20 protein-coding genes and 5 pseudogenes are annotated in these 18,952 nt (G+C 59.8%); 6 read left to right on the plus strand and 19 right to left on the minus strand.

The window, feature by feature from the left end:
- Window positions 1–139 precede the first annotated feature (139 nt).
- Window positions 140–1,081, minus strand: a pseudogene (locus N2599_RS25945) (MBL fold metallo-hydrolase RNA specificity domain-containing protein); the annotation flags it as partial.
- On the opposite strand from N2599_RS25945, the pseudogene N2599_RS25950 reads away from it, so the two are divergent.
- Window positions 1,025–1,153, plus strand: a pseudogene (locus N2599_RS25950) (hypothetical protein); the annotation flags it as partial. The pseudogenes N2599_RS25945 and N2599_RS25950 overlap by 57 nt on opposite strands.
- Here N2599_RS25950 and N2599_RS25955 read toward each other — a convergent pair.
- The 6 genes and pseudogenes from N2599_RS25955 to N2599_RS25980 form a co-directional block, all read right to left on the minus strand.
- Window positions 1,109–1,315 (minus strand): annotated as a pseudogene (locus N2599_RS25955) (response regulator); the annotation flags it as partial. The pseudogenes N2599_RS25950 and N2599_RS25955 sit on opposite strands and share 45 nt — an antisense overlap.
- Window positions 1,316–1,461: 146 nt before the next feature.
- A complete protein-coding gene (locus tag N2599_RS25960; RefSeq protein WP_027512171.1) occupies window positions 1,462–2,553 on the minus strand; it encodes an Acg family FMN-binding oxidoreductase in 1,092 nt (363 codons plus the stop codon).
- 64 nt (window positions 2,554–2,617) lie between these two features.
- Window positions 2,618–4,135: a phytoene desaturase family protein gene (locus N2599_RS25965; protein ID WP_198521529.1), complete on the minus strand. Its 1,518-nt coding sequence runs from the start codon at window positions 4,133–4,135 to the stop codon at window positions 2,618–2,620.
- Between the two features lie 89 nt (window positions 4,136–4,224).
- Entirely contained in the window at window positions 4,225–4,557 is a 333-nt protein-coding gene (locus N2599_RS25970; protein ID WP_311319509.1) for a host attachment protein, read from the minus strand.
- The gene (locus N2599_RS25975; RefSeq protein ID WP_245209284.1) at window positions 4,547–4,672 is read right to left on the minus strand and encodes a host attachment family protein; all 126 of its coding nucleotides are present in this window, start codon (window positions 4,670–4,672) and stop codon (window positions 4,547–4,549) included. Before N2599_RS25975 ends, N2599_RS25970 begins: the two co-directional genes overlap by 11 nt.
- 14 nt (window positions 4,673–4,686) lie before the next feature.
- Window positions 4,687–5,592 (minus strand): universal stress protein, encoded by a 906-nt coding sequence (locus tag N2599_RS25980; RefSeq protein WP_156915319.1) that lies wholly within the window; start codon window positions 5,590–5,592, stop codon window positions 4,687–4,689.
- 246 nt (window positions 5,593–5,838) lie between these two features.
- Here N2599_RS25980 and N2599_RS25985 point away from each other — a divergent pair, with 246 nt between their 5' ends.
- From N2599_RS25985 to N2599_RS25995, 3 genes are all read left to right on the plus strand, one after another.
- Window positions 5,839–6,675 carry a universal stress protein gene (locus N2599_RS25985; RefSeq protein ID WP_027512174.1) on the plus strand — a complete coding sequence of 279 codons (837 nt, stop codon included), beginning with the start codon at window positions 5,839–5,841 and terminating at the stop codon, window positions 6,673–6,675.
- Between the two features lie 343 nt (window positions 6,676–7,018).
- Window positions 7,019–7,444: a hypothetical protein gene (locus N2599_RS25990; RefSeq protein ID WP_051336727.1), complete on the plus strand. Its 426-nt coding sequence runs from the start codon at window positions 7,019–7,021 to the stop codon at window positions 7,442–7,444.
- A gap of 111 nt (window positions 7,445–7,555) precedes the next feature.
- The gene (locus N2599_RS25995; RefSeq protein ID WP_051336728.1) at window positions 7,556–8,290 is read left to right on the plus strand and encodes a helix-turn-helix domain-containing protein; all 735 of its coding nucleotides are present in this window, start codon (window positions 7,556–7,558) and stop codon (window positions 8,288–8,290) included.
- Between the two features lie 234 nt (window positions 8,291–8,524).
- Here the strand turns inward: N2599_RS25995 and N2599_RS26000 are convergent, their stop codons facing one another.
- Together N2599_RS26000 and N2599_RS26005 are read right to left on the minus strand one after the other, a co-directional pair.
- Entirely contained in the window at window positions 8,525–8,932 is a 408-nt protein-coding gene (locus tag N2599_RS26000) for a pyridoxamine 5'-phosphate oxidase family protein (RefSeq protein ID WP_244914681.1), read from the minus strand.
- Complete coding sequence (locus N2599_RS26005; RefSeq protein ID WP_027512176.1) at window positions 8,929–9,447, minus strand: Hsp20/alpha crystallin family protein; 519 nt, start codon at window positions 9,445–9,447, stop codon at window positions 8,929–8,931. The genes N2599_RS26000 and N2599_RS26005 overlap by 4 nt, the downstream gene beginning before the upstream one ends.
- Before the next feature lie 307 nt (window positions 9,448–9,754).
- On the opposite strand from N2599_RS26005, the gene N2599_RS26010 reads away from it, so the two are divergent.
- Window positions 9,755–9,931, plus strand: a complete 177-nt coding sequence (locus N2599_RS26010; RefSeq protein ID WP_156915320.1) for a hypothetical protein — start codon at window positions 9,755–9,757, stop codon at window positions 9,929–9,931.
- Between the two features lie 94 nt (window positions 9,932–10,025).
- Here N2599_RS26010 and groL read toward each other — a convergent pair whose 3' ends face one another.
- From groL to N2599_RS26055, 10 genes and pseudogenes are all read right to left on the minus strand, one after another.
- Window positions 10,026–11,648, minus strand: coding sequence for a chaperonin GroEL (gene groL / locus N2599_RS26015; protein WP_027512177.1), 1,623 nt, complete (start codon window positions 11,646–11,648; stop codon window positions 10,026–10,028).
- Window positions 11,649–12,258: 610 nt separating this feature from the next.
- On the minus strand, window positions 12,259–12,504 hold the full coding sequence (locus tag N2599_RS37935; RefSeq protein WP_100770301.1) for an NAD(P)-dependent oxidoreductase: 246 nt from the start codon (window positions 12,502–12,504) through the stop codon (window positions 12,259–12,261).
- Window positions 12,413–12,823: a hypothetical protein gene (locus N2599_RS26020; protein WP_244914682.1), complete on the minus strand. Its 411-nt coding sequence runs from the start codon at window positions 12,821–12,823 to the stop codon at window positions 12,413–12,415. Before N2599_RS26020 ends, N2599_RS37935 begins: the two co-directional genes overlap by 92 nt.
- Before the next feature lie 268 nt (window positions 12,824–13,091).
- Entirely contained in the window at window positions 13,092–13,247 is a 156-nt protein-coding gene (locus N2599_RS26025; RefSeq protein ID WP_167333927.1) for a hypothetical protein, read from the minus strand.
- Window positions 13,248–13,270: 23 nt separating this feature from the next.
- Entirely contained in the window at window positions 13,271–13,954 is a 684-nt protein-coding gene (locus N2599_RS26030) for a CBS domain-containing protein (RefSeq protein ID WP_027512180.1), read from the minus strand.
- Between the two features lie 134 nt (window positions 13,955–14,088).
- Window positions 14,089–14,439: a cytochrome b gene (locus tag N2599_RS26035; RefSeq protein WP_244914683.1), complete on the minus strand. Its 351-nt coding sequence runs from the start codon at window positions 14,437–14,439 to the stop codon at window positions 14,089–14,091.
- A gap of 132 nt (window positions 14,440–14,571) precedes the next feature.
- Window positions 14,572–14,718: pseudogene (locus N2599_RS26040) on the minus strand (phosphoketolase family protein); the annotation flags it as partial.
- Entirely contained in the window at window positions 14,666–15,877 is a 1,212-nt protein-coding gene (locus N2599_RS26045) for an acetate/propionate family kinase (RefSeq protein WP_051336729.1), read from the minus strand. The gene N2599_RS26045 and the pseudogene N2599_RS26040, both read right to left, overlap by 53 nt.
- Window positions 15,870–16,211: a hypothetical protein gene (locus N2599_RS26050; RefSeq protein ID WP_027512181.1), complete on the minus strand. Its 342-nt coding sequence runs from the start codon at window positions 16,209–16,211 to the stop codon at window positions 15,870–15,872. The genes N2599_RS26045 and N2599_RS26050 overlap by 8 nt, the downstream gene beginning before the upstream one ends.
- A complete protein-coding gene (locus N2599_RS26055; RefSeq protein ID WP_027512182.1) occupies window positions 16,192–17,826 on the minus strand; it encodes an MBL fold metallo-hydrolase in 1,635 nt (544 codons plus the stop codon). The genes N2599_RS26050 and N2599_RS26055 overlap by 20 nt, the downstream gene beginning before the upstream one ends.
- 212 nt (window positions 17,827–18,038) lie before the next feature.
- On the opposite strand from N2599_RS26055, the pseudogene N2599_RS26060 reads away from it, so the two are divergent.
- Window positions 18,039–18,668: pseudogene (locus N2599_RS26060) on the plus strand (BON domain-containing protein); the annotation flags it as partial.
- Between the last annotated feature and the right edge of the window lie 284 nt (window positions 18,669–18,952).

Raw genomic sequence — 18,952 nt, forward strand, 5'->3', positions numbered from 1 at the left:
GTAGAAAATGCGGATCAGGGCGTGACGGCATTGATCCATCGCAAAATGCCTGCCCGTTCGGACAGGTTGTTGCGTGACGAGCATGGAAGACCCAAGTCTTGCCGCCGTGAGGCTTGATCGCGGCGCCGATGAATTGCCATCACGATGCTTCCTCCTGGAGCGCCCTCCTAACCTTCCGCAAAATCACGGCCCGCCCCTTCTGATCGGCGGCCTGACGTAGCTTTTCCTCAAGATCCAGGACCACAGATTGGTAGTCATTGTGCCAATCACGGTGCCCGACTTGCTCTGCGGAGAGGCGGGGCGGCGGGGCGGCGCGCAGAACTTCAACAGCGCCGGTCTTGGTCAGGCGGTACCCACTGTCGAGCGACGGCGTGATCATCGTCGCCGCGGGGATCGCCGCCGATAGCCGATCCTTCAATCCGTCGATTGCCACCGGCTCGCCATGGACCAGGAACAGGCCAGACCGGATCGGCTTGCGAGCGGCGACCCAATCCACCAGTTCCGTCGCATCGGCATGGCCGCTATGGGCTTCGATTGACCGGATGGCAGCGCGTACCACAATCTCTTCGCCCTGAATTTTGACCGTGCGTGCGCCGTCCTGGAGTATTCGCCCAAGTGTCCCCTGCGCCTGAAAGCCGACCAAAAGCACGGTGCCCTCATCGCGCCAGAGCCAGTTCTTCAGACGATGCCGGATGCGTCCGGCCTCGCACATTCCGCTTGCGGCAATGACGATGTGGAAACCGGAAATGAGATCGACGGCCTTCGACTGTTCGGCACTCTCCGTGAATCTGACCGTACGCGAGCGCAGTGCATTCATGAGCAGATTGCCGTTTGAAAGCGAGCGCGCGTGACGCTTGAAGATTTCGGTTGCCCGCGATGCCAGCGGAGAGTCGATGATAATGGGGCACCGAAGCAGTTCGCCAGCGTCCATCAGAGCATTGAAATCGGCAAGCAGTTCTTGCGTGCGTTCGACCGCAAATGAAGGGACCAGCAACGCACCGTTTTGATGATACGCCTTGCTCACATCATTATCATTTCGGGCCGGGCGGATGACATCGACCGCGTCGTCGGCCTCGAGATTGGTGCCGACGATTACATCACCAAGCCTCGCAGTCTGACTGACGGTCCGGATGTCACGCGCCAGGGTCAGCCCATCCTCTCCTGGCAAACCGATATCGAGCAAGATCAGATCGATCGCATTTAGCGCATTCTGGCGTAGCTGAACTCCATTCTCTGCGGCCGAGACCCGGAAGCCTTCAGCCTCGAAATATTTGGTCAGCATGGACCTGATCTTTGGATCATCGTCGACTAACATGAGATACGCCGCTACGGCATACTATTCGGGCATGACGCTCCCTCTGCCTGCCGATATCAGGTCAATCCTGCGACAGTTAAGCTGGAAGCGGCGAACCATATTTGATCCGGCTCAATTCTCCATGGATTGCGCAAAATTCAATGCCGCTATGAAGCGGCGAAGACTGCGTCCACTGGCCGCCGCGGCGAGAACGGCAAGATAGGCCCGTATCCGAAGCGCATCACTATGTCTGGTCTGCGTCCGGGTGTCCCGGCAAGACCCGCAAGTTGTGGCCGCAGGGAGGCGACCTCGACGGGCTGATTGATGAAGGCGTGCTTGAGGCCGAGCGCAGTTGCCTGCAGGGCGAAGCGCTGGCAGGCGCGTCCAGCGCGCATCCAGTGATCCTTGTCGTCCCGCTCCGACACGAAGATCGCGATCCCTGCGGAGGAACGCAAATGGCCGGCGTATTTGTCATTCTCCGTCGCGCTGCGGAAGACCAGATCGAACATCAGGCCGCCGAGCCAAGCCGGCGCCGTCGGATTGTCGCTCGCCGCACTGAATAGGCCATCGCCGGTTTCGAGCGCCTGGCGGGGATTGAAGCGCAGCCAATCCTTCAGCTCACGCACGAAGGCAGGATCGCCCATCTGCGCACTGTTTCCTGCGATGACCAGATCAAGCATGCGCTCGACCTGCTGCCGATCGGTCACCAGGACGAGATCGATGCCAGGAACGCGCGCAGCCGCGGCCAAGGCCTCAAGATCGGCGGTGGTGACCGGTCGGCCATCATAATCGGCGCGCGTCGATTGGCGCTTGGGGATCGCGTCGAAGAGGATCGAATGTTCCGCAGGCGCGCGGGCAAACTCGAAAACGACCGAGCCTGTCCCATCTGGCTCGAAGCGCAGGTTGCCTTTGCGGCCATGCGCGGCGGCGGCGAGTGCGAGGTTCTCGGCGGCACAGCCGAGGCTGACGAAAAGATGATGATCATCGGGATCCACGACAGGTGTGCGCCGGGCGAAATCCGGAAGGATCGCTATGCGGTCGTCGGCAAGGCGAAAACGCCAGGGCTGGGTATTGTGGCCGTTTGCCGCCAATGTCGCGTAACGAACAAAATCCTTGAGTTCCGGACGTTCGGAGAGCGTCGCGCGCGCGGCGGCGACCGCAGCCTCGTAGCCGGCCATCGAGCCGGTGCGCAAGAAGCCGAACGCCGCCGCGCCAGCCGCCAATGCACCTGCACCTATCAGCATTTGCCGCCTATTCATCGATCATACCCCTCAAGACAGGCTATCTTCAGTTTCTCGCCCGGCCTCGCTCTCCACCAAGACGTCATGCCGAAAACAATATGTGATCCTGGCGGCACATGGTTTGAACGGCGGCGCGGGCGGTCATCAGACCGGTCGGCAGACCGCCGCCTACTTGAACCCACTGACCGGCCCGCAAGAATTGCCGCAGCCCCGGCAAGGTCAGCGGCAAAGACTTGGGGCCCGTCTCGGGCGTCATCAGCCAGCCTTCCATGCTGCCCTTCCAACTGCCGGTGTAGCGGATGACCGAGGCGGGCGTGGAGATATCCGTGATCTCGATATCGGCCCCGATGCCGGGCATCCGGCGTTCGAGGATGGCGATGACCGCCTCGGCCACGCGGTGTTTTTCGGCCTGATAAGCGCGCGGATCATGTTCGCGCAAATCCGCCCAATAGCTGAAATTGTGCGTCGGCAGAAAGCAGGTGACGGCTGTCTTGCCCTTTGGCGCGAAGGTAGGATCGAAATGAAAGAGGCGGAAAGACACATCGGGAAGAGCCGTCTGCGGATCGATCTCCAGCGGTTCATTCAGAACCCGCGTCACATAGCCGGGCTGATCCGACAGATCGCGGGCCACCCCGAAAGATACCTGAAGATAGGAGGGGAAGGTCTCGAAATTGTCATAGGCGGCATCGACGGTCCTATCCCTGTACTTGCCGCCAAGCATTTCATAAATGGTGGTGTGGCCATCGGCGGCCGAAAGGACCCAGTCGGCCTTGACGATTTCGCCCCCGGCCAGCTGCACGCCGACCGCCGCCTCGTCTTCGACCAAGATTCTTTCGACCTTCGCGTCGTAACGCACCCGGCCGCCCAAGGCCGTGAGCTTTTCGGCAATTAGCCGGATCAGTGCCTGCGCCCCGCCGATGGCGTAGCCCGCATTCCCTGTGCTCATCCAGCCCAAGGATATGATCAGCGCCAGAACAGACAGGTGGCCCATGGCCCCCGCTCCGAAGAAGCGCCGCAACAGTGGATGGTTGAAACGCTGACCATACTCTTCGACGCTGATGTGCGACAGACGCCACAGCAAGGGAAGATCGGGCATGATGCGCACCAGGTCCAACGCCTTTTGCGGCCAGCCCTCGCCCAAACCGGGCATGGGAAGGTCGCCAAGCTGGCGAATGGCCCCGGCGAGATGGCGGATTTCTATTTCGTCCTCGGGTGCGGCGTTCAGCAACTCCCTCTCCAGGCGTTCGACATCGGTGTAGATGCTTAACGAACCGCCGTGTTCGTCCTCCAGACGGAGATATTCCCGGGCATAGACAAAACTTAAGCTGTCGATGTCGCACACTTCCTGCCATTGTGCGTGCAAGGTGCCGCCGGGCTTGGAGCCAAGTAGCCAATGCAGGCAGGTCTCGAAGGTGTAATCGCCCCGTTTCCAACTGGCTGCCAGCCCGCCTGGACTATGGTGCTGTTCGAGAAGCTCGACTTCATAGCCGCACTTTCGAGCGTAGATCGCTGCGCACAACCCGGCGATGCCCCCGCCGATGATAACGATCTTGCAGCTTTGACTTGTCATTGCGACCTCATCTGATTGCGAACCGCTCAATCTCGCAATTGAGCAGTGGGCAGCATGACGGAGTTCAAGCATCGTTCTCTTTCAGCGCCGTTTGGCGCAGAACGCACTGCATCCTGCTGCTAGGGCGTCAGATGCCTTTCGATTTCCCACACTGGCAGATGAGCGAGGTCCTTTGCGACTTCTCCTGAAAGAACCTCATCCACGGATGGGTCGAGATGCTTTCGCAAGAATCCCAGAGCTTTGGCCGGTGCGACGAGAAGAAGGCGCTCAATGGGCTGAGCGCGCGTTTGCCGGGCAAGCTCTGCGGCAGCCGAAGCCAGGAACCGTTCTTCGGCCAGTTCATGAAGATTGCTTTCGCTCATCGCACTTCGACGTCCGTCAGATGAGGCAAAGGCGCGGCCGGGCGGTGATGTTCCCAGCTCATGGGTGGGCGGGTGGTCCTCAATCTCGATTTTTCACCGGCGTTAGATTCAAATGTTCGCCGTCGCCGTCATTGCGCAAAAGCAATGCCTTGGCGGCATCACAGACAAGCACCCAGCTCTTGTTCGGAATCTTGATCGTCTTCATAGTTCAAGTCTCCTTCAGTGCGCCATCAAGGCAGGCAGTTTCAGTTGATCGATCGTCGCTCTCGTCACGCCGCCAAGGATGCGCTCGCGCAGCCGTGAATGACCATAGGCACCCATGACGATCAGGTCGGCGCCGATCTCTCGCGCATGGCGTACCAGAACGTCTGAGATCGGACAGCCGCAACTGGCAATCCGGTCGACCACGACATTGATTCCGTGCCGGGCAAGATAGTTGGCCATACCGGCGCCTGGCTCGTCTCCGCCTTCAAACCTTGAACGCGGCTGGTCCACAAGCACGACATGGACTTCCTCTGCGGCAACAAGGATATCATGGCCCGCGCGTACAGCGCGCCCTGCGGGGACACTCCCATCCCAGGCCAGCAGGACCTTTCTCGGGCACAAGGTCGAGGGATGATCTGGCAGAAGCATTGCCGGTTGACCAGCATCAAACAGAACGCCGCCAATGAGGCGGGGCTTCAGCTCAGGATCGCGCAAAGCGCTCGAGCCGATCAGCACGAGATCAAAACACAATGCGTGCGCCGCAATGGCGGCGTCCGCCCAGGCGCGCTCGGGATAGATGCTATCGACCTCAAACGATAGCCCGGCCAGCTCGCATTGCTCCTTGCAGCGCACCACTTCTGATTCAACACTTGCCAAGTCCTGTTCGCGTTTGTCGAGCCAGATTTCGCCGACCGGATAATCCCCGACAGTCGGTGGGTCAGCAATTGCCGCAACCAGCACCGCGAGGTGATCATTTGCCACTGCGGCCAAGGTCAATGCGTTTTGCACATCGATCTTCGAAGCAGTTGGGGCGATCACGAGTAAGATAGATCTCACGTCCATTGAGGCTCGTCTCCGCTTTTCTTGCCAGCACTCTAGGCCAGCGGCGCGGCTACGACATTGACGCTGGTCAAATGACAAAACAGCAGCGCGAAATCCATAGCGGAAGGTGATCGGGCGAGTGATTGCGTTCCCACGCGCGGTTACCCCTGCGCGGTATCTCAGAAGCAACGGTGCCGGGAGGGAGGCGCGTGTTCAAGGCATTGATCACAACATCAGCGTCAAGTTACGGCTAGCAGGTATTGCCAGATTGACGCGGATCAAAGCATCTTTCCGGCCAATCGCTATCGTCAAACTATGCTCACTACCGAGCGCGGAGGCACGAATATGCGCTACAAAACCATTCTCGCCGTTCTCGGCGTTAATCACTTCCAAGAGGATCTTAAGAACGCGATTGCCTTGAGCCAGGCAATCGAGGCGCACCTGTCGACGGTGATCATCGCGATCGCCGCGCCCCCGCCTTTCGGCTCCTACGCCGAGGCGATCTCAACGGCATGGCTCGAAGAGCGTCAGGGCGATATTGACAAGCTCGCCGAGCAGGCCGGAACGGTCAAGGAAATGCTCAAGGCCTCAGGCCTGTCGTTTGATGTCCAGGACATCTATACCGAATTTGCCTGGGCCGATGAAGATATCGCCGAGCGCGCACTCTATGCAGACCTGACGCTCGTCGGCCGACAGACCGGGCGGGATGAAGACCTTTGCAAACGCGTTCTCGACGGCGCCCTGTTCCAATCGCCGGCGCCGTTGCTTTTCAACCCGACGGATCAGGCAGCCAACCTTACACCGCGGTCGGCTCTGATCGCCTGGGACTCTCGGCCAGAGGCCGCCCGGGCAGTTCAGCAGGCGTTGCCGGCCCTGCAATCCGCAAGCGAGGTACATGTCACGTTGATTGACCCGGTTGCAAGATCGTCTGCAAGCGGAGAGGAACCCGGAGCCGACATTGCCACATATCTCGCACGTCATGGCGTTCCCGTTGCCGTTGATGTCCTTTCGAGCGGCGGCAGGCATGTTGATGAGGTATTGAAGCAGCACGCGGTTGATGTTGGCGCCGAGCTTCTGGTCATGGGAGCCTATAGCCATTCTCGCCTTCGGGAACGAATCTTTGGCGGGGTCACACGGTCGATGCTTGAGACGGCCAGACTCCCCATTTTCTGCAGCCACTGAACCGATCAGGATTGGCCCCACTCGGATAGGAGGAACACTATGTATTGCTCGGCGTCAGGGAGGTTGGTGGGAGAGGCCGACCGCTTGCGGCCAAAGCACTCGGCTTGGGCACATCCCAAATTCGACGGTGGCGCACCAGTTACTTGATTTCACGACCTCGGGTCGCCGGCTGAACACTTGTCGGTTGCGCACTGGTCTCAACCGGCATGAGGCGGGTCTTACGCGGAGTGAATCTCGCGACATCGAGCAATCACCGCAGCTGGCAGTGTCGCCCGAGCACGAGCCGGGAACAGCGTCAGCCAACCGCAAGATGCGGATCTCACCGCCTGAAAGGAAGGGTGGCATGAACGACGGTTACTATGAGATCGATATCCTTCGGCCGCATCTGGTGGATCGCGCCTATTTGCTCGTTCAAGCCGTCGTACCGACCCTTACACTTGCCGAATGGCAACAAACTGTCAAAAGCTTCCTCAAACAAGAGAAGGTCGTTACTGTTGCCGATGGCGAAGGCGTTGTTCGGGGCTTGTGCATCTACTGCATCCGCGACCTTGAGGTCGTCGGCAAAATTCTTGATGTCCCCTTCCTGGTACCCATCAGCGCGGCGGACCAAGAGGGCGTGGCTCGTGCCTTATTGAAGCACGTGATGGACGTGGCCAGTTCGGCTCAATGCACATCAATCCGGATATGGACCCTCGAGCCGGAGAATTGGCGGCGCATGCGCGATCCTGCATTCTTCACCCGTTGGGACCATGGCCTCATTATGGGGTGAGTGCCGCATGTTACGCATTGTTACAAACTGTTTCCTTTTATCTCAGAGCTGGCATCAGCAAGTTACGTGAAAGGCGTGAACTACTAGCAGAGACAAACAGAGGGCTTTGCCATGCATGCCGCAAGCATTGGACAGCATTTCAATCGTTTTCCTGTCAACGCGGATGCCACAAACCCGCCGCTGACAATAAAGGCGCTTTTCAGCAAGCAGGCACTCAACCAAATCGAAGCGGGATCGACCCTTTTCCTTGAAGGGGATCAAGCAAAGCACCTTTATGAAGTCGTCGATGGCGTTTTGCGCGTCTTCAAAATTATCAGCGACGGTCGCCGCATTATCACGGGTTTTCTCTTCCCCGGCGATCTCGTTGGCGTTTCCTTGAGAGATCGTTACCTTTACAGCGCAGAGGCTGTGACGCTAACCCGCTTCCGCCGGTTCGGCCGTCGCGAATTTCAAGATGCGGTGAATTCATCGCCTTCGCTCCAGCCTCAACTCTTCGATCGCATTTGTGATGAGATGGCCGCGGCCCAAAGGCAGATGGTGCTGCTGTCACGCAAAAGCGCCGAGGAGAGGGTTTGCAGTTTCTTGCTGGAGCGCTTGCGTCATCAGCAACAGACGAGCCCGCTAGCCATGGTCGTCGATCTGCCGATGACGCGGCTGGATATTGCCGACTACCTCGGACTGACCATAGAAACGGTTTCCCGCACCATCACCAAGCTCACAGCTCGCGGCATTTTCGTACCCGAGGGGCGCCACGGGCTTCGGATTCTCAGATCAAAGAGCCTGGAAAGGTTTGCAGGCGATGACTATGAAGATGACGATTGCGGCCATGTCGCGCGGCGGAATTGACGCAGTCTGCGCCACCGGAACTCAAGCATGCATGAGCGACAACCTCAACGATGACTTCGATCCCAACTCGCAGCGATCCGCCGTGATCAGTGGCAAAGACGTCATCACTGCTGCTCGACCGGCCGGGTGGACCGTCCGGTGAGTGTTTGAATGTTGATCGCATAGTAGATCGGGTCGATCGCAGCTTCCAACTGCATCGACTCCGGCTTTAGGGCGCCAATTTCCCACCAGTCCTTATGTCTTTGCAGAAGTGACCATGCATGCAGTCTTTGGGCCGCGCCACGGTTCAATATCGGGCAACTCGTAGAACTTGCCCGTGGCGATGACGCTGTTCCAACCCTTGCCTCCACCGTGTTCTTCGGTTTCGAGGCAAACGTTTGGATTGTCCCGCATCCATTCGATCTTCCTGCCCGCCAGCGAGAAGCTGTAGATCGTGTTCGATTCATAGGCGAAATAGACCGGGACAATGTAAGGACAGGCCTCCCTGCAGCATCCAAGCCGGCCAAAGTGTGCTTGCTGCAGCAGTTCCACGCATTCCTTGTTGCTCATTTCACGAAGCTCAAACACCCAAACACCTCCCTGCGATTTAAAACAGCGAACCGCGCCCGGATTGGTAGCCAGTATGCCTGCAAGGAAGGTCATCCGGCCTTGATGTCGATCTTGCCCGCGCTCTTCTGTGCCTCTGCACTCTTCGGAAGATTGATCGTCAGAACGCCATTGTTGAACGACGCTTCGATTTTGGCCGTATCGACACCTTGCGGCAGCTGGAAGCTGCGCTGGAAGGAGCCGTAGCGGCGCTCGGAGAGGTAGTATTCCTTCTGCTTGTCTTCCTTGGCTTCCTGCTTTTCGCCCTTGATCGTCAGCACATCGTTGGAAACCCGCACTTCAAGGCCGTTCGGATCAATGCCCGGCAGCTCGGCCGTAATCTCGTAGGCCTTTTCCTGTTCCATCAAGTCTACGGCCGGCGCCGTGATCGCGGCAGACGATCGGTCGCGCGACGGGCGGGCGAACGGGCGCTGCCAGAAGGCCGGCGTGAAGTCGTCAAACAGGCGATCAATCTCCTGACGCAGGTTCTCAAAAGGCAGCCAGCCCGATGCAGAGGCCTTTGCCGGTTTGTCCTCAGATTTGACGGAAAGCTTCGTTGCCATATCAGCCATCTTCATTCTCCTCTTGTTTGAAGGACGAAGCGGCAGGCATTCTGACCTCACCGCTTCAGCCGCCGGGCGATCACTCGCGCTGTGCCGGCGGTTGCATCATCAAAGCCCATCCAAACCCGGCTGGCATTGATCACCGTCAAACGGACGAACAGGACGCTGCATTTGATGCGCATCAATGTGCGTTGCCGCCTCCGGTTGCACATTGGATCGTGGACCTAGCGGAACCAGGTGATGGTCGAAGGCCATCGCGATGCAGGGTTCAAGCTTGCAATCGCGCCGATCTCCCTTTTGTCATCGGAGGTGTGTGGTGACACAGTCTAAAGATGGCGGCCGCTGGCTGCGTTGGCTGCTTCTCGATCATCTTCTTCTGATCGTCGTGATCCTGATGATCGCCGCGCTGCTCAGCACCCTCTACTTCAAGTCGACAAACCAGGAGAGGCAACGGGACTACGAACTGCAGCGTTCGATATCGACGCAGCTTTGAGGAGGAACAGGAAGGTGGCGGTCGCGGGGAACCGGCAGGAGGCCGTGCGGCTATGATCACGATCCGCTTGTCTGCTCCTCCCGGCGGCCATCGCCTAAAGCCCCATTTCCTGACGAACGGGGTTGTTCTTTGGTTCCTCGGGTATTTCCGTCATCGTCGCCTCCGTCAGAAGCAGCACGCTTGCAACGGAGACCGCATTTTCAAGCGCGACGCGAACGACCTTGGTCGGATCGACGATGCCCGCAGCAAACATGTCAGTGTAGACCTTCCTTTCGGCATCGTAGCCAAGGCTGCCGCTGCCCTCGAGGACTTTCGCGACCACGACGCCGCCGTCGATCGATGAGTTGTCGGCTATCTGGCGGATCGGAACTTCGAGCGCGCGTTTGAGAATTTGCACGCCGGTTCGTTCGTCCCCTTCGCATCGGACCTCTTCTTGCGTGAGCGCATCAGAGCAGCGCAACAACCCGATCCCGCCGCCTGGCAGAATACCTTCGGCCACCGCAGCTTTGGTCGCATTGATGGCGTCGTCGAGCGCTTCCTTCTTCGTCTTCATCTCCGCCTCGGTGGCAGCGCCAACCTTGATGACTGCCACGCCGCCAGAGAGCTTTGCCAGGCGCTCCTGAAGTTTTTCCTTGTCGTAATCGCTCTTAGTCTCTGCGATCTCGCCGCGAAGCTGCTCTACACGCGCGGAAATTGCGTTCTTGTCGCCCGCGCCGCCGATAATGGTTGTGGTCTCCTTCGTGATCACCACCCGTGCTGCGCGGCCGAGCTGCTCCAAGGTCACCGTCTCGAGCTTGATGCCAAGGTCTTCAGACAGCACCTGCCCTCCCGAAAGGATCGCGATGTCTTGCAACATCGCTTTACGGCGGTCTCCGAAGCCTGGACTCTTGACAGCACAGTTGTGCAGCGTTCCGCGGATTTGATTGACGATAAGCGTCGCCAGGGCCTCGCCCTCGACGTCTTCGGCAACGACGAGTAACGGCATGTTGGCTTTCGCCACCGCCTCAAGCAGGCCGACACAATCGTTGAGCGCGTTCAGTTTGCGATCGACGAGAAGGATTGCTGCCTCCTCCAGAACGATTTCCATCCGTTCGCTGTCGGTTACGAAATATGGTGAGAGAAATCCACGGTCGAACTGCATTCCTTCGACGACATCGAGCACGGTTTCCGTTGTCTTGGATTCCTCGACCGTGATGACGCCTTCGTCTCCGACTTTTTCCATCGCGTCGCCGATCAGCGCGCCGATTGCCGCATCATTATGAGCAGAAATCGTTGCCACTTGAACCTTTTCAAGCTTTCCGGTGACCGGCTTGCTGTTTTCCCTGAGGCAGGCGACAGCGCGTGCAAGGGCACGATCAAGGCCGCGTTTGATGTCGATCGCGCTCGCACCGGCAACGACGTTTCGCAAACCATCGGAGAATATTGCTTGAGCGAGGACTGTCGATGTGCTGGTCCCGTCGCCGACAATCTCGCCGGTTTTTTCTGCCGCCTGCCGGAGCATGCGAGCACCAAGATTCTCCTCTGGATCCTTGAGATCGAACTCCTTTGCGATGGTCACTCCGTCGTTGCAAACGACCGGCGTTCCCCACTTCTTTTCAATCAGAACCGCCTTCGACCGGGGTCCGAGCGTCACCCGCACCGCGTCGGCGAGTTGAGTAGTGCCCTTAAGAATTTTCTCTCGGGCAGCTGAACGAAAAAGAACCTGTTTGTGTGCCATAACATCACCTCCGTTGCCAGAGAGTATCGGTGATAAACGGCGACATGCTTTGATCCCTATCAAACTAAGAGGGAGCTCAGAACCCTTAAGTTCAATTGCGGTTCGGGGTGTCTCAGGATGGACGATCTTCGAAAACTCGGAGAAGAGGCGGTCGGCATCGACGCCGGTGCCCGGCAGCGCTTCCTTCACCAGGAAGTCGTGGAGCTTCTCGTCGATTGCGAGACCATTTTCTCGATACGGGCCATCTTCATTTCCTGCGTTTCACTGCGGCGAAGAACACTGATCCGGAAGATGTGTTTGCAATTAGCATGAGAAGGAACCCGCCCGGCAAAGGCGGGAGTTGGTGTATTGACCAACAAAACCAAAAACTCGTACACGTTTCAGCAAATGATAGCGGTTTTACCCGCCGATCGAAAGCTCACGCACTAGGTGTTGAACGGACGGTCGATCTTGGGTCTCTATCCAGCTACAGATAAGCGGAGCCTGGTCGATTGTCGCTCTCATAGGTGAAAAGGAGGAAGGGGTGGTCGTTCAGTTTCGATCAGCTTTCAGGGTTCTCCAACCGTGCGCGCAAAACACGCTCCGCGTCTCTTCGAGATTGCCCTCGGCGTCACCGTTCGAGGGAATTATCGATGAAATGGTGCTTGTCGTCCCCGCTCACATGAGGTGTCACCAGTATATTCGGCGTGTTGCGGACGCGAGCCTCGAGGTCTCGCGCGACGGCACCGACTACATCAAGAACCGCGCCGCCGAGCGCTCCCCTCTCAACGGCAGCGCAGACCGCCGCCTCGTCCACGATCGCTCCCACGCTGAGGCGACCTTCGCCTCGACCCGGCGGTTGATCGGCCTCCATCATCGGGGACGAACGCAATTCGCGGGGCGAAGGTCGCTGCGACGGCCAACTTCATCAGCTGAAGATAGATGAGATAGCTGCTGACGGTGACAAGGACGCCGATCGGCAGCAGCGGCTCGGAAATGCTGGTTCCAACGAAGCCGCCCACCGGTTCGGATTCCGCAAGAACGATCGAAAGCTCGACACCCTCCAGCATGGATTCCGGCGGCCGCGTTTCGGCCCGATGCAGAACACGCGCCCGCAGCCAGAGCGTGCCCTTCTCTCCCGCCCGACTTCTGTAGAGATTGAGAGCGAGCTTTATTCCGCCCGCGGCTAGGGCCACCGTGAGACAGAGCGAAACGAGAACGAGCAGCGACCCGTATGAGGCTTTCTGCGTCGCCCTCGTTGACGATCCGACGCTGGAGCTCGAGAGGTATCGCGCCGATAACAAAAATGACTAGGGACAGCCCGGCGATCGACGCCTGGTGACGCCTTCCCATCAGCCAGATCAAACCGAATAGGCCGGGGGCAAAGCGTCTGCCTCCCCTTCAACCTGCTCCGAGGAAGAACCAGACACTTTCATCGTGGGTCGGCACATGCTCATCGCGCTATCACGGACCCGACAGTGAACGCTCGACGCGACCGTTTCGCGCGTCGCCGCCCGACGACTTGACCAGAAGAACGCCCACCACCGTTCCGATCATCAGGATGAGAATGACGAGCAGAAGTCTCGAAATGATGGCGTCGGCGATGACCCTAAGGAACATGGCTGCAGCTCCCGTACCCGATGTCATCGTTTGAAGCGGCTCACCATGCGATACGCGATCCCGATCCGGTTCACCACGCCTTCGACACCCCGGACGCTTTCGGCGGCCACCGTCGCCGCCTCGCGCTCAAGCTCTGTCTCGACCTCTCCCTTCAAGGTGACGACGCCGTTGGAGACGGCGGTCTGGACCGTTGGGGGCAGGATTTCCAGCTCTGCTTCCAGACGGCAGCGTACGGCGGTTGCAAGGGCGTCGTCTCCGGAAGCAGTGCAGTCCTTCGGAACGTCAAGGAGTGCACGCATCAAGTCGCGACGGCTGATCATTCCGACAAGCCTGCCGCTCTCGACGACCGGCACGTGCTTGATGTCGTGGACCTGCAGAAGTTCGGCGAGCTGGCTCGCAGTGGCGGTCGGGGTGGCGCTCACAACGGGTGTCGACATGACGTCCTTGATGCGCCAGCTCCTGGTCTTCACATAGTTTGCCAGAGCGTCCTCCCGGTCGCGCGTATGCGGTACGGCCCGCCTCGCCCAGGACGACGCCACACGCCGAAGCAGGTCCCCCTCGCTGACGATGCCAGTCAGCCGTCCTTCGGCGTCTACGACTGGAATTGCTCCGATCCTGCTGGCGTTGACGAGTTCGATCGCCTCTCTGACGTTGTGGCCCTCGTCGATCGTCGTCACCGGGGTCGTCATAATGTCTTTGGCCAGCATCGCCTTGCCTCCTTGGTTGGCAGTGCGATTAGAGTTGGGATTCGAAAGGAGCGCTTTGACCCTGATCAATCAAAGCGCACGCACGTCCTGAGGAGGTCTTCAGCCGTCGGTCATGCGCCTCAGGACATTCGTCTTCAATAGAACTGATGAGCAAGCACGCCAAGGACATGCGCGGCGATGATGGCCCGCCGGATGATCTTCGGCACCTCGGCGTGTACCTCTCCTGCGCCGTCGTAACCGGGGTAGAACGCGGCGACGCCTGTCACCGGCAGCGCGACAAGGAGGAAATAGGGTGTTGCATGAGCGGCTTTGGCCATGAGCCCCAAGATCCCTGGTTCTTCCGGCGGGACCGAAGGAGCTCCCTGGACGAAACGGAGGACGAGGCGGACGCCGATCAACATCAGTATTGCGATGCCGACGTACACGTGGATGTAGGCGCTTGCCAATTGTTCATCTGCGGCAGTACCCCCACGGCCCGATGCCACTCGCTCTCTGCTTGATTGGACCCGGGCCCTCTACGGGACGATACTGACGCATTCCTGAACCGTGTATTCGATGCACTGGCGTGCCGGAGATACGGAACTGGCGCGGGGCCGGGACCTCTAGGGAGCATTGGCGAGATCGGGCACTCGCGCGATCGCCTCGAGAGCGAAATGATACGTGTCCAGCGTCGTTGTCGTACCCACCTCCACGAATCCGCGCACGTGGATGCTACCGCGACTGGTGCGCCGGTACGTCAACCGGTGGATGAGAAAGCTTGTGCCGGATGATGACTTCGATCGCCTCGTTGGCGATGACCTGTTCCTCGTCGGTCGGAAGGACGAGGGCGACGATTTCGCTTTCCCTCGCGCTGATCACGGTCGCGTTCATCTTGTTCGCGGACTCACTTAACGAGAGACCCAGCCAACCCAGGTGATGGGCGACGCCAGTGCGTATCTCGGGCTGATGCTCGCCGACGCCGGCGGTGAAGACAATGGCGTCCACCCCGCCCAGAGAGACGGCGAGCCTTCCTATCTCGCCGGCGATCCTGAAGCAGAAGAGATCGAGGGCTTCTCTGGAAGCCGGATGGAAGTCCTCCAGCAGAACGCGGACGTCGCCGCTTTTTCCGGAGACGCCGAGCAGCCCGCAACGGTGATAGAGGAAATCCTCGAGACGATCTGCGTCGTGGAAATTGTTGCGCAGAAGGTGGACGACAGCGCCGGGATCGAGCGAACCCGGCCGGGTCGACATCGGAATTCCGTCCAGCGCGGAGAAGCCCATGCTGGTGTCTATACTCACGCTGTCTACCATGCCGCAAAGGCTCGCGCCGCTTCCAAGATGCGCGCAAACCACACGGCCGGCGGCCAGGTCGGGATCGTGTTTCCTGAGTTCGCCGGCGACGTACTTATAGGAAAGACCATGGAAGCCGTATCTCCGGACACCCGCTTCGTGCAGCGCCCTTGGAATGGCAAGCCGTGTGGCAAGACTGCTCTGCGACGAATGGAATGCGGTATCGAACGACGCAGTCTGCGGTATGTCCGGATATGCACTCCGGACGGCGCGGACGATTGCAAGTGCCGGGGGAAAGTGCACCGGCGCTAGAGGCCCCAGATCTTCCATTCTGAGGACGACGTCCGGCTCCAGCAGAACGGGGCCATTGAAGGCCTGTCCGCCGTGGACGATGCGATGGCCGGCCACGATAGGCTCGAACCCTCTGCGGACGATGCAGCCGACGACCTGCGAAACGAGTCGCGCGTCGATCCCTGCCCCGGACGGAAGATCGATAGCCTCGTCTCTGCCAGAAGATCGAAAGGTGAATCTTGGTTCGTCCCCGAGCGTTGCAATACCACTTCCCAACCGGAGCGCCAAGCCGTCCTCCAGCCTGAAGACGCCGATCTTGAGGCTGGTGGATCCGGCGTTGAAAGTGACGGCAACCCTATCCATGGCTCGAAGTCCTGGAGCGTGCAGTTTCAGCAGGCTCCGCAGCTGCCTTCGTCGCCGCCTCCTGCTTTGCCGCCTCGAAGAACTCGCATGCGTACTCGAGGACGGCCGTCTCCTCTTCCGACGATTGTACAAACGACGCGCACTGCTCCTTCATGGCACGCAGGACCTTCTTTTTTAACGCGGCGACCGCAAAGGCATTCTTCCAAGCGAGAACCTCCCGCAGGCAGGTTATAGCGACGATCTCCAGGAGGATAAGCTTGCCTTGCACCTCCCCTTGGGTCGGTATCGCGAAGTGTTCTCCGCCGCGCTTGCAGTCACGATCCATGATCAGCATCGGGGTCTCTCCTTCCGTCGACCGCCGGAACCTCATCCGGGTCCAGTGCGCGTCGAAGCCTGCGCAGCACGACCGCGCGGCCCTTCTCGTCGGCGACGGATTTCAGACGGTCGGACAGGTCGAGAACGAAACGCTGGTAGTCGTTGTTCCAGTCAGGCCTGCCGGGCACGGCCGGCTTGATACGTGCGTGCGTCCTGTCTTCGATGAGGCGTGCACCCATCGGGGAAAGCTCGTAGGCGTCGTCCAGCGACGGGCAGACGACCTTTGCGGAAACTTTCTTCGGGAGCCGCCCGGACATCGCTTCACGAGCGCGCTCCTCTCCATGGACAAGGAAGATTGCTTTCCGGATCGGTTCCCGCTCGGCAACCCACGCATCCAGTTCGCTTGCATCCGCATGTCCGCTGTAGGCGTCGAGCGTGGCCATCCTGGCGCAGACGTGAATCTCCTCGCCCTGGATGCGGACCTCGGTCGCGCCCTCCTGCAGGATACGGCCGAGCGTCCCCGCCGCTTGGAACCCGACGAACAGCACTGTGCACTCCCGCCGCCAGAGCCAGTTCTTCAGGCGGTGGCGGATCCGCCCGGCCTCGCACATTCCGCTTGCCGCGATGATGATGTGAAAGCCACGGACGAGATCGAGCGCCTTCGACTGCTCGGCCGTCTCGGTGAAGCGGACGTTCGGCGCGTTGAGCGCGCGAAGGAACGCCTTGCCGTGACCGAGTTCGGCCGAATGCTTCTTGAATGCCTCAGTCGCTCGCGACGCGAGCGGCGAGTCTATCATGATAGGGCACCGCGGCACCTCTCCTTCGTCCATGAGGGCGATGAGGTCGGTCAGCACCTCCTGCGTCCGTTCGACGGCGAAGGACGGAATCAGAAGAACCCCGCCGGGGTTGTTCGAGGTCGCCACGACTTCCCGCAGCCGGTCCCGTCGATCCTTCAGAGCGTACTCTTCCCGTTCGCGGTCGCCGTAGGTGCTTTCGCAGATCAGGTAATCGACCCCGGACGGCCCCTGAGGGAAGTTCTCGAACAGCTTGTTGCTCGCGCCGACATCGCCGGAAAACATTACCGTGACCGGACCTTCGGCTCCAGGCGTCTCGAGTTCGATCGACGAAGACCCCAGCAGGTGCCCGGCGTTCCAGTACCGGAACCTGAGGCCGCCAACCATCTCCCGCCACTCGCCGTTCTCGACCGCCATGAATTGCGGGAGCATGCTGCGGGCGTCGTCGGCGGTATAGATGGGCTCCACTGTCTCTCGCGCCCGTCTGCGATTCCTTCGATTGAGCTGCCGGACCTCCGACTCCTGGATGTGACCCGAATCCTGCAGCATGATCGTGCAAAGGTCGATCGTCGCTGCCGTTGCAAAGATTGGTCCGCTGTATCCCGCCTTCGCGAGCTTCGGAAGCAGGCCCGAGTGGTCGATGTGCGCGTGCGTGAGCAGCACTGCGTCGATCCGCGATGGTTCGAACGGAAAGGGCTTGTAGTTGAGCTCCTTCTCCGACTTTGATCCCTGGAACATTCCGCAGTCGATCAGAATGCGCGTGCCACCGGCCTCTAAGAGGAAACACGATCCGGTCACCGAGCCCGCGGCGCCGTGGAAGTGGAGAATGGGATTGGCCATGACAACTCCTGCTGTTGTCAAGAACTTTGGGACACCGCAGACGATCGCACGTTGACGAAGGTCAAAGAGATGTCCGGCGCTCGCCTGACGTCCGGTCGATTGGGGAAACGCAGGTCGTCGCCGGGTTAATTGACCGAGCGCAACGCCGGAAATTTCGGATGGCGCACCATGCCCACGAGGCCACGGGCTTAGGAACCCAACAGGAGGTAGAAATGACGGATCTAGGAATCCAACAGGACGTACTCGACGAGCTGGCGTTCGAACCCAGCATCGACGCCGCCCATATCGGCGTCTCGGTAGAAGATGGCATTGCGACCCTTTCCGGTCATGTGCCGACCTATGCCGAGAAGCTGACCGCCGAGGACGTTGCAGCGCGGGTGAAGGGCGTCCGGGCGGTGGCTGTAGAGATCGAGGTGCGGTGCGTAGGTCACAAGCAGCATGCGGACGACCAGATCGCATCGCGGGCGGTCGACATCATCGCCTGGAACACAGCGCTTCCGGAGGGACCGGTTCATGCAAAGGTCGAGAACGGCTGGGTGACGTTGTCGGGCGAAGTACGCTGGCAGTTCAAGAGGGCCGCCGCCGAACACGCCGTCAGGAAACTAGGCGGCGTGGTCGGCGTCATCAATCTGCTGACGATACGGCCATGCCTGACGGTGCCGGACATCCGCCGTCGGATCGAGGAAGCGCTGAAACGGAGTGCCGAAATCGACGCTGGCGGCATCTCCGTGAAGGTTCGCGGCGACAAGGTCGTTCTGGAAGGCGGCGTGCGCGCCTGGAACGAGCGCGGCGTCGCCGAACGGACGGCCTGGTCGGTTCCAGGCGTGGCCACCGTCGAGAACCAGGCCGCTGGAGGCTGGATTCGGAAATACGACCGGGTTGAGGCATTGCGTTGTGTCAAACACCACCCAGGCTTCTTCGTCTCCTTCACCACCCAGACGTCGAGGCGACTCCGGGCCATTCGCCACGCCACGATGGGCGTTGCCGCAGCAGCGGCTGAAACATTTAGCTCTTCTTTAGGCACGTCGGCCGGAGGCGCCTCCTACCAAGTCACGCAGCCTGCAAATTGCACTGTTATGGTGGTATGCTATGAACCACTTTGAATGGCATCAGCGCCGGAGTACTG

The organism is Rhizobium sullae, from assembly GCF_025200715.1.
Lineage (GTDB): Bacteria > Pseudomonadota > Alphaproteobacteria > Rhizobiales > Rhizobiaceae > Rhizobium > Rhizobium sullae.